This window comes from Pseudomonas sp. PS02303 (genome assembly GCF_029959925.1).
GTDB lineage: Bacteria > Pseudomonadota > Gammaproteobacteria > Pseudomonadales > Pseudomonadaceae > Aquipseudomonas > Aquipseudomonas mandelii.
This window is the reverse complement of record NZ_JASCOM010000151.1, coordinates 1-14,425: the sequence shown is the minus strand read 5'-3', so window position 1 is coordinate 14,425 and position 14,425 is coordinate 1. Positions and strand designations below refer to the sequence as shown.

Sequence of the window (14,425 nt, the reverse complement as noted above, 5' to 3'; positions counted from 1 at the left end):
GCCTCGCTCCTACAGGTCGGGGTCACGCATATCCCGTGAACGACACTGACCTGTAGGAGCGAGGCTTGCCCGCGAAGCTTTTAACAATCGTCAGAGCGCAAACAACTCCGCCGGCAACTTCATCAAACAATCACTCCCCGCTTCGATAGCCGCCCGATGAGCGGCAGTACGCGGCAGCAAACGCTTGAAGTAGAACTCGTTGGTTGCCAGTTTGCCTCGGCAGTAATCCGCATCACCGCTGCCAGCGTCGAGTTGCGTCTGGGCCACCAGCGCCATGCGCAACCACAGATAGCCGAGGATGATGTAACCGCTGTACATCAAGTAATCCACCGACGCCGCACCGACTTCGTCCGGATTCTTCATTGCGGCCATGCCAACTTTGGCGGTCAACTCGCCCCACTGTTGATTCAGTCCATTGAGTTGCGCCACATAGCTGGCCAGTTGTGGATGCTCGGCATTCGCCGCGCAGAATTTGTGGACGATTTTGGTGAAGCCACGCAGCAATTTACCCTGACTGCCGAGCACTTTGCGCCCGAGCAAATCCAGCGCCTGAATGCCGTTGGTGCCTTCGTAGATCGGCGCGATCCGGCAGTCGCGAACCAACTGTTCCATGCCCCATTCACGGATAAAGCCGTGACCGCCAAACACCTGCATACCGTGGTTGGTGACCTCCAGACCGGTGTCAGTCATGAAGGCTTTGCAGATCGGCGTCAGGAAGGCCAACAGGTCTTCGGCGTCCTGACGCGCCGTTTCATCCGGGCTCAGGTGCGCGACGTCCAGCAGCTGCGCGGTGAAATAGGTCAGCGCGCGGTTGCCTTCGTTGAAGGCTTTCATGGTCAGCAACATCCGGCGCACGTCAGGATGAACGATGATCGGATCGGCGGCTTTGTCCGGTGCTTTCGCGCCAGTCAGCGCGCGCATTTGCAGGCGATCGTTGGCGTACTTGATGGCACCCTGGAAACTCGCCTCACCCAGACACAACCCCTGCATGCCAGTGCCGAGCCGTGCGTGGTTCATCATGGTGAACATGCAGTTCAGGCCCTTGTTCGGCTCGCCGATCAAGAAGCCCTTGGCTTCGTCGAAGTTCAGCACGCAGGTCGCCGAGGCCTTGATGCCCATTTTGTGTTCGATCGAGCCGCAGGAGACGCCGTTGCGCTCGCCGGCTTCACCCTCGGCATCGGGTAGGAATTTGGGAACGATGAACAGGGAAATACCCTTGGTGCCTGCCGGAGCATCCGGCAGTTTCGCCAACACCAGATGAATGATGTTGTCGCTCATGTCGTGTTCGCCGGCCGAGATGAAGATCTTGCTGCCGGAAATCGCGTAGCTGCCGTCGGCTGAAGGCACGGCGCGGGTTTTGATGATGCCCAGGTCAGTGCCGCAATGCGCCTCGGTCAGGCACATGGTGCCGGTCCATTGGCCAGCCGTCAGTTTGCTCAGGTAGGTGTTCTTCTGATCTTCGGTGCCGTGGGCGTGGATGGCCGACATCGCCCCGTGGGTCAGGCCGGGGTACATGCCCCACGAAGTATTGCTGGAGCCGACCATCTCACTGATGACCAGGCCCAGAGAACTTGGCAAACCCTGGCCGCCATACGCCGGATCAGCTGCCAGACCGTGCCAGCCACCTTCCACGTACTGTGCGAAAGCCTGCTTGAAGCCTGTAGGCGTTGTCACCACACCGTTGTCGAAATGGCAGCCTTCTTCGTCACCGCTGCGATTCAACGGTGCGAGAACGTTCTCACAGAATTTCGCGCCTTCTTCGAGGATCGCATTGACCATGTCCGGGCTCGCGTCGGTGGCGCCCAGCGCGGCGTAGTTGGTGTGGAAGTCGAAGACGTGGTCGATCAGAAAGCGCATGTCGCGCAGGGGAGCTTTGTATTCGGGCATGGTCGTTTCTCCGTCAGCAGATCGTTCAAACCTACTGCCGCCCACCCGGCCTCACAATCACAGTCCAGACGCTGAATGCGCCATCATCACTCAACCCGCAGCGGCGTCCATGCGCACCGCGCCACGGCGAGTCTGACCGAATGCCACCACGCAATTTCGCCCGGCGCCCTTGGCGCTGTAGAGCGCTTCGTCCGCGGACTTGAGTACTTTTTCGGGGGTGCGCTGCTCTTGTCGTTCGGCCACGCCGATGCTGACAGTGACCGACACACTGGTAGCGCCCGAACCTGCACGTTTCTGGCGACCTTGCTGGTCGTCCTGAGGACGGCTGTCCTGATTGCGCAACTGAATGTTGTAGGTGGCGATGGATTCGCGGATGACTTCCAGGTGCGGCATGCACTCTTCGAGGGTCTTGCCCGCGAACACCAGGGCAAATTCCTCACCGCCGTAGCGATATGCCCTACCGCCTCCTCCGATTTTCGACAGCTTACTGGCGACCAGTCTCAAGACCTGATCGCCGACATCGTGACCATGGGTGTCGTTGAATTTCTTGAAGTGATCGACGTCGCTCATGGCCAGCACGTAATTGCGCCCCAGCCGCTGCATCCGCTCGTTCAAGGCGCGACGACCCGGCAGGCCAGTGAGCTCGTCGCGGAAGGCCATTTGATAGGCCTCGTGGGCGACTGCGGCGGCAATCATTAACATCACCTGACTGCACATGATGTTCAGGGTGAACGGCAGGATGAAAGTTTTCGGCAGCGCCCAGAACAACCCGACCAACCCCACCAGTTGTGCGGCGTGCAAGGGTCTGGGGTTACGCCAGTATTGCCAGCTCAGCAGCAGGAACGAGGCGATGAACACGGGATAGGACAACTGGATCAGGCTCATCCAGGCGCCATGCAGCGCTGGCCAGCGGATTTCCGACAGCCACATCAACAAGGCCTGGGGATAACTTTGCTCCAACCCGAGCGCGACACTGCCAACAGCGAGCAATACCGCGAAGCGCGCCACCATGTCCTGAAACAAGTGGGTGCGTTCCTGCCATGCGGCGAACACGCCGAACAACAGCGGCAGCAATAGGCAACACAGGTGGAACACCACTGCTGCATCTTCACGGACCTTGCCGTTGTCGCGGTAATAGTCGGTCTGGGTGTCGAGCAGAAAGTAGGCGATGTACACCGTCACCATCAGAAACAGTTCGCGCTGACGTCGGTAAACCGCGCAATACGCACCACCGAGTAACAGCACCAGGGTCGGCAGCACGTTGAACAGCGAAGTGAAAAAGACGTTGAGGTCCTTGATGTAAGCGGCCGCAAGCCCCGCAAGCAAAAGCAGTAACGACGGTAGGAAATGGCTGATACGTACAGCGGAAGAACGCGGCAAGGGTAAAGCTCCGACCGTCATGACAATAGATGGCATTGTGCCCACCTACTGTAACGGCAGAAATGCCGACTTACTGAGTCAATTGTCAGGTTTTTTTAGCGGGTGTTTCAGTGGCCGCAGACCGAATTGGCAGTGACTGGCTCCCATCAAAGATCGCGGGCGAGCTTTTACTTTCTCCAAGAACAAAAAAGCCGCTACCCCGGAAGGGATAGCGGCTTTATGAAGAACTGCGTTGAGGCTTAGTAGCCCAGTGCGAAGTCTTCTTCTTTCATGTCCATCAAGTTGTTGGCACCCGACAGCATGGTTGCAACATGAGTGCGGGTACGCGGCAAGATGCGCTGGAAGTAGAAGCGCGCAGTCTGCAGCTTGGCGGTGTAGAACGCCTCTTCGGAAGTTCCGGCAGCCAGTTTCTCGGCAGCCAGACGCGCCATGTCAGCCCAGAAGTAGGCCAGGCAGGCGTAACCGGAGTACATCAGGTAGTCCACCGACGCCGCGCCGACTTCTTCGCGGTCCTTCATGGCCGCCATTCCGACCTTCATGGTCAGCTCGCCCCATTCTTTGTTCAGTGCAGCCAATGGCTCGACGAACTCTTTGACCGCTTCGTTGCCTTCGTTGGTCTGGCAGAACTTGTGGACGATCTTGGTGAAGCCTTTGAGGGCTTCGCCTTGAGTCATCAGCACTTTACGACCCAGCAGGTCGAGTGCCTGGATACCGGTGGTGCCTTCGTACAGCATCGAAATGCGGCTGTCGCGAACGTTCTGCTCCATGCCCCACTCGGCGATGAAGCCGTGGCCACCATAGATTTGCACGCCGTGGTTGGCGGACTCAAAACCGACTTCAGTCATGAAGGCTTTGGCGATTGGCGTCATGAACGCCAGCAACGCGTCGGCTTTTTTCTTCTCTTCTTCGTCTACGCCGTATTTGACGATGTCGACTTGCTTGGCGGTGAAGTAAACCATCGCGCGGTTGCCTTCGGCGAACGCTTTCATGGTCAACAACATGCGACGTACATCAGGGTGAACGATGATCGGATCAGCGGCTTTTTCCGGCGCTTTCGGGCCAGTCAGCGAGCGCATTTGCAGACGATCGCGAGCGTATTTCAGACCGCCCTGGAAGCCGATCTCGGCGTGGGCCAGGCCTTGCAGCGCGGTGCCCAGACGAGCGGTGTTCATAAAGGTGAACATGCAGTTCAGGCCTTTGTTCGCCGGGCCGATCAGGTAACCGGTGGCTGCGTCGAAGTTCATCACGCAAGTGGCGTTGCCGTGGATACCCATCTTGTGTTCCAGGGAACCACAGGTCACGGCGTTGCGGGCGCCGATCGTACCGTCTGCGTTCGGCATGAACTTCGGCACGATGAACAGCGAAATGCCTTTGGTGCCAGCCGGCGCATCCGGCAGGCGAGCCAGCACGATGTGGACGATGTTGTCGGCCATGTCGTGTTCACCGGCCGAGATGAAGATTTTGGTGCCGGAGACTTTGTAGGAACCGTCGGCTTGAGGTTCAGCCTTGGTGCGCAGCATGCCCAGGTCGGTGCCGCAGTGCGGTTCGGTCAGGCACATGGTGCCGGTCCATTCACCGGACACCAGCTTGGTCAGGTAAGCCTCTTGCTGCTCAGGCGTACCGTGCTCGGAAATGGTGTTCATCGCGCCGTGCGACAGGCCTGGGTACATGCCCCACGACCAGTTGGCTTCGCCAACCATTTCGCTGACGGCCAGACCCAGAGACTCCGGCAGGCCCTGGCCGCCGTGCTCTACGTCGTGGGCCAGGCTTGGCCAGCCGCCTTCAACGAATTGCTTGTAGGCTTCTTTGAAGCCAGTCGGGGTTTTAACGCCGGACTCGCTCCAGGTGCAGCCTTCGGTGTCACCCACGCGGTTCAGCGGAGCCAGCACCTGCTCACAAAACTTGGCGCCTTCTTCGAGAATGGCGCTAACCATGTCTGGAGTTGCGTCTGCGCAAGCCGGAAGGCTCTGATAGTGCGCTTCGTAGCCGAGCAGTTCGTCACGAACGAAGCGAATATCACGCAAGGGGGCCTTGTAGTCAGGCATAGCGATAAACCTCTGCTGATGTAACCGGGAATGAACGACCGTGTTGATTTGTTGTGACGGTCAAACAGTTGTTTGAAACATACGTTTACGCCCAAATCTTGTCAAGCGCCGATCTTTTGCCGTTCGTCATCACGCGCACAAATGCCGGGCACGCAGCCGCGCCGCCGCCGTTGACAACGCAACAGGCCATGCAGGAAAGATTAGTTGAGGGAGAAGGACTTACGCACAAAAACGCCGCGAATAGTCGCGGCGTTGGCAGGAAGGGTTCAGCGAGGGGTCAAGCGTAGGTATCAATCAACGTTCCAAGCATTTCGTCGGACGCCTTGGCGACTTTCACGCCGGCCTCCACCTGAAACTTGCCTTGGGCCATCTCGACCATATTGCTGGCCAGGTCCGATTGCTGGCTGCGGTCAACCGAACGCAGGCGGTCTACCTGAACCTCGGAAGACTGGCTTGTCACCGAACGCTCGAGGGTACTGCTGGCGATCTGGCCGGAAGCCTGATCGACACGGTTCTGCCCTGTCTGAATAGTGCTCAGACCGGCATAAAAAGCGGTGTTTCCTGAGATTTCCATGGGAGAACTCGTCCTAAATAGGAACAACAGCGGCCATTGAAACAGACCTGATGGCAAAAGGCCCGACAAAAACACTAATGGCACAGTGCCTTGTCATAGGCAAAATCTCAATCCAGCAGATCCAGTTGCAGATGCTCCGCCACCGCTTCTGCGGTGACCGATTTGAGTTTTGGCACCCGTCCAAGGCAAGGCGCGGGAATGCGCTCGGCAAGGGTCGCGAGGTTTTCTTCCAGGCGCGAGGTCTTCGGATCGATGATATTGGCCACCCACCCCGCCAGCTGCAAACCGTCCTGGGCAATCGCCTCGGCGGTCAGCAGCGCATGATTGATGCAACCCAGGCGCACGCCGACCACCAGGATCACCGGCAGGCCCAGCGCCATTGCCAGATCCGACAGATTGTCCTGATCCGCCAACGGCACGCGCCAGCCGCCGGCGCCTTCGATCAAGGTAAAATCGGCCTGCATGTCGAGAATCGCGAGCATCGGCGTCAACAGTGATTGCACCGTCAGCGCCACGCCCGCCTCCCGCGCGGCCAGGTGCGGAGCAATCGGCGGTTCGAACGCCACCGGGTTGACCTGTGCATAAGTCAGCGGCAACGAGCACTCGGCCAGCAACGCCAGCGCATCGGAATTACGCAAACCCTTGGGCGTCACATCACAGCCGGAAGCGACCGGCTTGCCCGCTGCCGTACTCATGCCCGCCGACCGCGCAGCATGCAACAGGCCGGCAGCAATGGTGGTCTTGCCGACATCAGTGTCCGTGCCGGTAATGAAATAAGCAGCGCTCATATGGGTTTCTCCAACACGGCGTAGACCACTTGATAAGTCGCCGGCAATCCTTCGGCCTGACGAAACTGCTCATAAGCCTCGACCAAGCCAAGGATCCGCGCCCGACCGGTCAAACCGCCCGGCCGACCGGGGTTCAAGTTGTGTGCGCCCAACGCCTTGAGTTCATGCGTCAGGCTGCGCACGTCCGGGTAATGCAACACATGAGGACGGGTCTCCAGACTGACAATCCGCAAGCCACTGGTCGCGCACAGCTGTTGATAAATACCGAACTCGCGGAAGCGATTGACGTGCACCATGCCATCCACTTGACGCCAGCTGTCACGCAACTCAAACAGCGTCCCTACACAAAGACTAGCAAACGCGAATACCCCGCCCGGCTTGAGTGCCCGAAACGCCTCACTGAGCACCGATTCGAAATCCGCGCACCACTGCACCGCCAGGCTGGAGAAGATCAGATCACAGGTCGAATCCTGCAACGGCAACCGTTCTGCATCCCCGGCGATGAAATGGGTGGCGCCGCCTAATGGCCGGGCGTGTTTGAGCATGCCCTCGGCGATGTCCATTGCCAGTCCGTTGCCCGAAGAAAAGCGCTCGCCCAATGCCCGACTGAAATGCCCCGTACCGCAGCCCAGATCCAGCCAGACACCCGGCACAAAATCACCGGGCAAACGGCTCAACAACTGGCTGCCGACATCGCGCTGCAATTCAGCCACGCTGTCGTAGCTCGCCGCCGCGCGGGAGAAGGAGGCCGCCACCTGGCGCTTGTCAGGCAAGCCGCCGGGTAGATTGGGGAAAGATAAATCAGTCATCACCGGACTCGTGCAAAAAGGCCTGGATCGCCCCCGCCACACCGTGGGGGTCTTCCAGTAGAAACGCATGGCTGGCCTGTTCGATCAGGCCGATTTCGACATCCGGCAGCAAGGCCAGCAACTCGCTCGCTGCCTCGGCCGGGACCAGACCGTCGAGGCCGGCGAACAAATGCAGTTGCGGACCACGAAATGCCTGCAAGGCTTGACGGGTATCTAGTTGGGCGAGCACTTCCAGACCACTCATCAGCACTGCTTCCGAGGTGTGCGGCGCCCCACCGAGCAACAACCGCGACAGCCCGCGAGGATCTTCCGAGCATTGGGCGCAAAGGAGTGAAAAGCGCTTCAACGTCATTCGCGGATCGGCCTTGCAGCCGGCCAGGAACGCGTCGAAGGTTTCGCCAGCCATCGCGCTCGGCCATTGCTCATGGGCGACAAAAGAAGGATTGCTGGCCAGGGTCAGCAAGCCACAGCAACGATCACCACGACGCGCCGCCAGCTCAGACGCAAGCATGCCACCGAGGGACCAGCCACCGAGCCAGGTGTCTTGCGGGATCGTCGAATCCAGTTCATCGAGCCACTCTTCAATATCGCTCGATTCCAGTTCCGGCAACGGCTCGATCTCGACCCGCAGATGCTCATCCAGCCCCTGCAAGGCGGCCGCTAAAGGCTCCAGCGGTGAAATTCCGAGGCCCCAGCCGGGCAGCAGAATCAGTCGATCACGCATGGCTTGGCTCCGGTCCCAGTAATTGAAAACAATCGGCCAGTCCATTCAACAATAGCTGCACCTGCGCTTCGCTGTGGGCGGCGGTCAGGGTCACGCGCAGACGGGCGCTGCCGGCGGGCACGGTGGGCGGACGAATCGCCGTGACCATCAGTCCGCGCTCGCGCAGCATTTGCGACAGTCGCATCGCACGCCCGGCATCGCCGATCATGATCGGCTGGATAGGCGTGAAGCTGTCCATCAACTCCAGGCCGATCTGCTCGGCGCCATGGCGGAACTGGCGGATCAGCGTCTTCAGATGCTCGCGTCGCCAATGTTCAGTGCGCAGCAGCTCAAGGCTTTTCAGCGTCGCGCAAGCCAGGGCCGGTGGCTGGCTGGTGGTGTAGATATAGGGGCGGGCAAACTGGATCAGGCTTTCGATCAGTTCTTCGCTGCCGGCCACAAAGGCTCCTGCCGTGCCGAATGCCTTGCCGAGGGTGCCGACCAGCACCGGCACGTCTTCCTGACTCAGGCCGAAATGCTCGACAATCCCGCCGCCGTTGGCGCCCAGCGGGCCGAAGCCATGGGCGTCATCGACCATCAGCCACGCGCCCTTAGCCTTGGCTTCCCGGGCCAACGCCGGCAAGTCGGCAATATCGCCGTCCATGCTGAACACGCCGTCGGTGACCACCAGTGTATTGCCGCTAGCCTTCTCCAGCCGCTTGGCCAGGCTGACCGCGTCGTTGTGCAGATAGCGATTGAAACGCGCGCCGGACAACAAACCGGCATCCAGCAACGAGGCATGATTGAGGCGGTCTTCCAGCACCGTATCACCCTGCCCGATCAACGCGGTGACCGCGCCGAGGTTGGCCATGTAACCGGTGGTGAACAGCAGCGCACGCGGGCGACCGGTCAGGTCGGCCAACGCTTCCTCCAGCTCATGATGCGGCGTGCTGTGGCCAATGACCAAATGCGACGCCCCGCCACCGACCCCCCAACGAGCAGCACCGGCGCGCCAGGCTTCGATCACTTGCGGATGATTGGCCAGGCCCAGGTAATCGTTGTTGCAGAACGCCAGCAATGGCTGACCGTCGACCACCACTTCCGGGCCTTGAGGGCTTTCGAGCAGGGGGCGTTGGCGGTAGAGGTTTTCGGCACGACGGGCAGCAAGGCGTGCGGCGAGATCGAAAGACATGCAGGCCTCGTGGATCAGAATTCAATAGCGATCGCAGTACCTGTGGGAGCGAGCCTGCTCGCGAAAGCTATCGAACAACCAACATTTATGTTGAGTGTGAATGCCTCTTCGCGAGCAGGCTCGCTCCTACAGGGTTTTGCATTCCTTCAGAAGGATCAGTGGAGCGTCAAACAGCCGCGTTATAGAACTGCTCGCTGCTCTTCTGCTCAACCAACGCTTGTTCGATCGCGGCCTGATGCACTTCGTCCGCGTGCTCTTCGCGCGCTTCCGGCAGGATCCCCAGGCGCGAGAACAGTTGCATGTCCTTGTCGGCCTGCGGGTTGGCGGTGGTCAGCAGTTTTTCGCCGTAGAAAATCGAGTTGGCACCGGCGAAGAACGCCAGGGCCTGCATCTGCTCGTTCATCGCTTCGCGGCCAGCGGACAGACGCACGTGGGATTGCGGCATCAGGATGCGCGCGACGGCGAGCATGCGGATGAAGTCGAACGGGTCGATGTCCTCGGCGTTTTCCAGCGGCGTACCGGCGACTTTCACCAGCATGTTGATTGGCACCGACTCTGGATGCTCGGGCAGGTTGGCCAGCTGGATCAGCAGATTGGCGCGGTCATCGAGGGACTCGCCCATGCCGAGGATGCCGCCGGAGCAGATCTTCATCCCCGATTCACGCACGTAAGCCAGGGTTTGCAGGCGCTCGCTGTAAGTGCGGGTGGTGATGATGCTGCCGTAGAACTCCGGCGAGGTGTCGAGGTTGTGGTTGTAGTAATCAAGGCCGGCGTCGGCCAGCGCAACGGTCTGGTCCTGATCCAGGCGACCCAGGGTCATGCAGGTTTCCAGGCCCATGGCTTTCACGCCTTTGACCATTTCCAGCACGTAAGGCATGTCTTTGGCCGACGGGTGTTTCCACGCCGCGCCCATGCAGAAACGGGTCGAACCGATGGCCTTGGCGCGTGCGGCCTCTTCGAGGACCTTCTGCACTTCCATCAGCTTTTCTTTTTCCAGGCCGGTGTTGTAGTGACCGGACTGCGGACAATATTTGCAATCTTCCGGGCAGGCGCCGGTCTTGATCGACAGCAGGGTGGAAACCTGGACGCGGTTGGCGTCGAAATGCGCGCGGTGCACCGTTTGCGCCTGGAACAACAGGTCGTTGAATGGCTGAACGAAGAGTGCTTTGACTTCGGCCAAAGACCAGTCATGACGCAGGGTGGCAGAGGTGCTGGCGCTCATGGGCGTTTCCTTGTTTATGCTTGGCAAGCGACTGGGGAAGGGAATACCCACAGACGCGACACGGATGTTCGGCATATTTAAGGAAGAGTGATGCGCTGTCAACCACGATACGTTGGACCGGTTTACATCTGGTTAAATAATAACCAACACTGCTTGCTCTGCAGTGAAGCCACCGAGGACGTCAGGCCGATCTGCATGGCCTGTGAAACCGACCTGCCCTGGCTGGGCGATCACTGCCAGACCTGCGCGCTGCCCTTGCCTGCGTCAGGCCTGACGTGTGGCCCATGTTTAAAACTGCCGCCGGCTTTCGAGCGGGTCGCCGCGCCCTGGACGTACAGCTTTCCGGTGGACACATTGATCACGCGCTTCAAGCACAGCGCCAAGTGGCCGTTTGGCCGCCTGCTCGGCGAACTTCTCGCGCAGTTCCTGCAACATCGCTTCGATGAGGACCTTGATCGGCCCGACGTTCTGGTCCCCGTTCCGCTGGCTGCAAAACGCCTGCGTCAACGGGGTTTCAACCAGGCCGCGATGCTCGCCCACTGGCTCAGTAGTAGCCTCGACATCCCTTGCGATGAACAACTGCTGCTGAGGATTCAGGACACCAGCGCGCAACAGGACCTGAATGCCGACGCTCGCAAAAAGAACCTGCGCAATGCGTTTGCCCTGACGGCCGATGCGCCGGTCAAAGGGCGGCACCTGGCAATTGTGGACGACGTGCTGACCACCGGTGCCACGGCTCAGGCCCTGGCTCGCCTGTTGATGGACGCGGGCGCGGCTCGGGTAGATGTTTATTGCCTGGCCCGCACGCCCAAACCCGGGGACGCAGCCTGACGTAACGCCATGCGCAAAACCTGTGGGAGCGAGCCTGCTCGCGATGGCGGTGTATCAGACACATCAATGGTGACTGTGATGGCCTCATCGCGAGCAAGCTCGCTCCCACAAGGACGTGGGCTGACTTGACTCCCAGGCTTCCAGCCGCCAACGTCCTCCCCATCGCCACAGCCCAAAGCGCCTCACCATGTCCTTGCCCACCTTGTTGTCCCAGCACATTGTCCGTCGCCCGCAGCGCATCGCGTTGCTGCAACATATTGCCGAACAGGGCTCGATCACCCGCGCCGCGAAAAGCGCGGGACTGAGTTACAAGGCGGCGTGGGACGCTATCGATGAGCTGAACAACCTAGCGCAAAAACCGCTCGTGGAGCGCAGCGTCGGCGGCAAGGGCGGTGGTGGCGCCAAACTTTCAAGTGAAGGCCAGCGAGTGCTGCGCCTTTATCAAAAACTGCAAGCCTTGCAGGCCCAGGTGTTGGAAGCCGCCGAAGATGCCAGCGACCTGGACCTGCTCGGTCGGCTGATGCTCAGAACCAGCGCGCGCAATCAATTGCACGGCAAGGTCGTGGCGATCGACAACCAGGGGCACAACGATCGGGTCCGTCTTGAACTGGCCGAAGGCTTGACCCTCGATGCGCAGATCACGCACGACAGCACCTTGCGCCTGGAGCTGGAGACCGGCACCGAAGTCGTGGCCCTGATCAAGGCCGGTTGGCTGGAGTTACTGGGCATCGATCAACAAGCGACACCGGGTAGCAACTTTCTGAATGGCATCATCGAAGAAATACTCGACGCCCCAGACGGCCCCAGCGAAGTGCGCATCGGCCTGCCCAATGGCCAGACACTCTGCGCGCTGGCCGAGCCGCAGCACCTGAGGAGCCAGGGGCTTGCCACCGACAAACCGGTGCGGGTGCACTTCGCGCCGTCCAACGTCTTGCTCGGCACACCGCTCTGAAACAAAAGTTTCATCATTGCTCTTTAAGGTGGCTGCAAAACCAGCAGGGAGCCTGATGTGAGCCTATTAGAAGAAAACCAGTCCACCGACCTCGAGAAAATGGTCGGCCTCAGCCGTCGCGGTTTCATCAGCGCCGGCGCCCTCTGCGGTGCGGCCATGTTCCTCGGTGGCAACCTGCTGAGCCGCAGCGTATTGGCCGCGAGTGTCAGCGCAGGCTCCAGCAAACTGTTGGGTTTTGACAGCATCCCCGCCGCCACCAGCGACGCAATCACCCTGCCGCCGGGCTACAAGTCTTCGGTACTGATCAGCTGGGGCCAGCCATTGCAAAAAAACGGTCCGGCATTTGACCCGAGCGGTAACGGCACCGCCGAGCAACAGGAAGTCCAGTTCGGTGACAACAACGACGGCATGAGCCTGTTCGAATTTCCCGGGGAAAAAGACCGGGCGCTGATGGCAATCAACAACGAATACACCAACTATCGCTACCTCTACCCGCACGGCGGCATGCCGCAATCGGCCGAAGAGGTGCGCAAGGCACTGGCCTGCGAAGGCGTGTCGGTGATCGAAGTGCAACGCAAGAACGGCCAATGGGCGTTCGTCCAGGGCTCGCGCTACAACCGACGCATTCACGGCAACGCACCGATCAGCCTCAGCGGCCCGGCTGCCGGCCACGCACTGGTGAAAACCAGCGCCGACCCGCAGGGCAAGCATGTCCTCGGCACCTTCCAGAACTGCGCCAACGGCATGACGCCGTGGGGCACATACCTGACCTGCGAAGAGAACTTCACCGATTGCTTCGGCAGCAGCAATGCCGAGCAGAAGTTCGATGCCGCGCAGAAGCGTTATGGAGCAGTGGCGGCCAGCAAAGAGATCAACTGGCATCAACACGATGAGCGGTTCGACCTGGCGAAAAATCCGAACGAGCTCAACCGTCACGGCTGGGTCGTGGAAATCGACCCGTTCGATCCGCAATCGACGCCGGTCAAACGAACTGCGCTGGGCCGCTTCAAACATGAAAACGCTGCGCTGGCTGAAACCCATGACGGTCACGCCGTGGTGTACATGGGCGACGACGAACGCGGCGAGTTCATCTACAAGTTCGTCAGCCGCGACAAAATCAACCACAAGAACCCCAAGGCCAACCGCGACCTGCTGGACCACGGCACCTTGTACGTGGCGCGCTTCGATGCGGGCGACAGCAACGCCGATCATCCGAAAGGCCAGGGCGAATGGATCGAACTGACCCACGGTAAAAACGGGATCGACGCCAGCAGCGGTTTTGCCGATCAGGCCGAAGTGCTGATTCACGCGCGCCTCGCGGCCAGCGTGGTGAAGGCCACGCGCATGGACCGTCCGGAATGGATCGTCGTCAGCCCCAAGGATGGCCAGGTCTATTGCACGTTGACCAACAACGCCAAGCGTGGCGAGGACGGCCAACCGGTGGGCGGGCCGAACCCGCGCGAGAAAAACGTCTACGGGCAGATTCTGCGCTGGCGCACTGATCGTGACGATCACGGCTCCAAAAGCTTTGCCTGGGACCTGTTTGTGGTCGCCGGCAACCCGGGCGTCCACGCTGGCACGCCGAAGGGCGGTTCGTCGAACATCACGCCACAGAACATGTTCAACAGCCCGGATGGCCTGGGCTTCGACAAGGCCGGGCGGTTGTGGATTCTCACCGATGGCGATTCGAGTAATGCAGGCGACTTCGCCGGCATGGGCAACAACCAGATGCTGTGTGCCGACCCGGTGACCGGGGAGATTCGTCGGTTCATGGTCGGACCGGTTGGCTGCGAGGTCACGGGGATCAGCTTCTCGCCGGATCAGAAGACGTTGTTTGTCGGGATCCAGCACCCTGGAGAGAACGGGGGCTCGACGTTCCCGGAGCATCTGCCGAATGGCAAGCCGCGGTCTTCGGTGATGGCTATCACGCGTGAAGATGGCGGGATCGTCGGCGCCTGATCGGGCCCCATCGCTAGCAGGCTAGCTCCCACACGGGATCTGCGACACACCGCAAATCCCCTGTGGGAGCTAGCCTGCTAGCG

At 60.3% G+C, this 14,425-nt stretch carries 12 protein-coding genes; 3 read left to right on the top strand and 9 right to left on the bottom strand.

Annotated elements, in window-relative coordinates:
* Positions 1-90: 90 nt before the first annotated feature.
* The 9 genes from QMX98_RS24430 to bioB form a co-directional block, all read right to left on the bottom strand.
* Entirely contained in the window at positions 91-1,887 is a 1,797-nt protein-coding gene (locus QMX98_RS24430; RefSeq protein ID WP_282411496.1) for an acyl-CoA dehydrogenase C-terminal domain-containing protein, read from the bottom strand.
* Positions 1,888-1,977: 90 nt separating this feature from the next.
* A complete protein-coding gene (locus QMX98_RS24425; protein ID WP_010467125.1) occupies positions 1,978-3,267 on the bottom strand; it encodes a GGDEF domain-containing protein in 1,290 nt (429 codons plus the stop codon).
* A 239-nt stretch (positions 3,268-3,506) separates the two neighbouring features.
* The gene (locus QMX98_RS24420; protein WP_077747296.1) at positions 3,507-5,312 is read right to left on the bottom strand and encodes a phenylacyl-CoA dehydrogenase; all 1,806 of its coding nucleotides are present in this window, start codon (positions 5,310-5,312) and stop codon (positions 3,507-3,509) included.
* Between the two features lie 277 nt (positions 5,313-5,589).
* Positions 5,590-5,886, bottom strand: coding sequence for a hypothetical protein (locus QMX98_RS24415; protein ID WP_010467121.1), 297 nt, complete (start codon positions 5,884-5,886; stop codon positions 5,590-5,592).
* Between the two features lie 107 nt (positions 5,887-5,993).
* Positions 5,994-6,674, bottom strand: coding sequence for a dethiobiotin synthase (gene bioD / locus QMX98_RS24410; protein WP_010467119.1), 681 nt, complete (start codon positions 6,672-6,674; stop codon positions 5,994-5,996).
* Positions 6,671-7,483, bottom strand: a complete 813-nt coding sequence (gene bioC / locus QMX98_RS24405) for a malonyl-ACP O-methyltransferase BioC (protein WP_221107546.1) — start codon at positions 7,481-7,483, stop codon at positions 6,671-6,673. The genes bioD and bioC overlap by 4 nt, the downstream gene beginning before the upstream one ends.
* Positions 7,476-8,207: an alpha/beta fold hydrolase gene (locus QMX98_RS24400; protein ID WP_221107548.1), complete on the bottom strand. Its 732-nt coding sequence runs from the start codon at positions 8,205-8,207 to the stop codon at positions 7,476-7,478. Before QMX98_RS24400 ends, bioC begins: the two co-directional genes overlap by 8 nt.
* Positions 8,200-9,378: an 8-amino-7-oxononanoate synthase gene (gene bioF / locus QMX98_RS24395; protein ID WP_221107550.1), complete on the bottom strand. Its 1,179-nt coding sequence runs from the start codon at positions 9,376-9,378 to the stop codon at positions 8,200-8,202. The genes QMX98_RS24400 and bioF overlap by 8 nt, the downstream gene beginning before the upstream one ends.
* Positions 9,379-9,544: 166 nt before the next feature.
* Complete coding sequence (gene bioB, locus QMX98_RS24390) at positions 9,545-10,600, bottom strand: biotin synthase BioB (RefSeq protein WP_010467114.1); 1,056 nt, start codon at positions 10,598-10,600, stop codon at positions 9,545-9,547.
* A 90-nt stretch (positions 10,601-10,690) separates the two neighbouring features.
* On the opposite strand from bioB, the gene QMX98_RS24385 reads away from it, so the two are divergent.
* From QMX98_RS24385 to QMX98_RS24375, 3 genes are all read left to right on the top strand, one after another.
* A complete protein-coding gene (locus QMX98_RS24385) occupies positions 10,691-11,431 on the top strand; it encodes a ComF family protein (protein ID WP_102595102.1) in 741 nt (246 codons plus the stop codon).
* Positions 11,432-11,618: 187 nt separating this feature from the next.
* On the top strand, positions 11,619-12,383 hold the full coding sequence (locus QMX98_RS24380) for a TOBE domain-containing protein (protein WP_077747293.1): 765 nt from the start codon (positions 11,619-11,621) through the stop codon (positions 12,381-12,383).
* A gap of 57 nt (positions 12,384-12,440) precedes the next feature.
* The gene (locus QMX98_RS24375; RefSeq protein WP_077747292.1) at positions 12,441-14,342 is read left to right on the top strand and encodes a PhoX family phosphatase; all 1,902 of its coding nucleotides are present in this window, start codon (positions 12,441-12,443) and stop codon (positions 14,340-14,342) included.
* Positions 14,343-14,425: the final 83 nt, after the last annotated feature.

Excerpts from the sequence above, each read along its gene's own strand:
- QMX98_RS24430 (WP_282411496.1), bottom strand. The coding sequence starts at position 1,887 with ATGCCCGAATACAAAGCTCCCCTGCGCGACATGCGCTTTCTGATCGAC.
- QMX98_RS24420 (WP_077747296.1), bottom strand. The coding sequence starts at position 5,312 with ATGCCTGACTACAAGGCCCCCTTGCGTGATATTCGCTTCGTTCGTGAC.
- QMX98_RS24415 (WP_010467121.1), bottom strand. The coding sequence starts at position 5,886 with ATGGAAATCTCAGGAAACACCGCTTTTTATGCCGGTCTGAGCACTATT.
- bioD (WP_010467119.1), bottom strand. The coding sequence starts at position 6,674 with ATGAGCGCTGCTTATTTCATTACCGGCACGGACACTGATGTCGGCAAG.
- bioC (WP_221107546.1), bottom strand. The coding sequence starts at position 7,483 with ATGACTGATTTATCTTTCCCCAATCTACCCGGCGGCTTGCCTGACAAG.
- QMX98_RS24400 (WP_221107548.1), bottom strand. The coding sequence starts at position 8,207 with ATGCGTGATCGACTGATTCTGCTGCCCGGCTGGGGCCTCGGAATTTCA.
- bioF (WP_221107550.1), bottom strand. The coding sequence starts at position 9,378 with ATGTCTTTCGATCTCGCCGCACGCCTTGCTGCCCGTCGTGCCGAAAAC.
- bioB (WP_010467114.1), bottom strand. The coding sequence starts at position 10,600 with ATGAGCGCCAGCACCTCTGCCACCCTGCGTCATGACTGGTCTTTGGCC.
- QMX98_RS24385 (WP_102595102.1), top strand. The coding sequence starts at position 10,691 with ATGCGCTGTCAACCACGATACGTTGGACCGGTTTACATCTGGTTAAAT.
- QMX98_RS24380 (WP_077747293.1), top strand. The coding sequence starts at position 11,619 with ATGTCCTTGCCCACCTTGTTGTCCCAGCACATTGTCCGTCGCCCGCAG.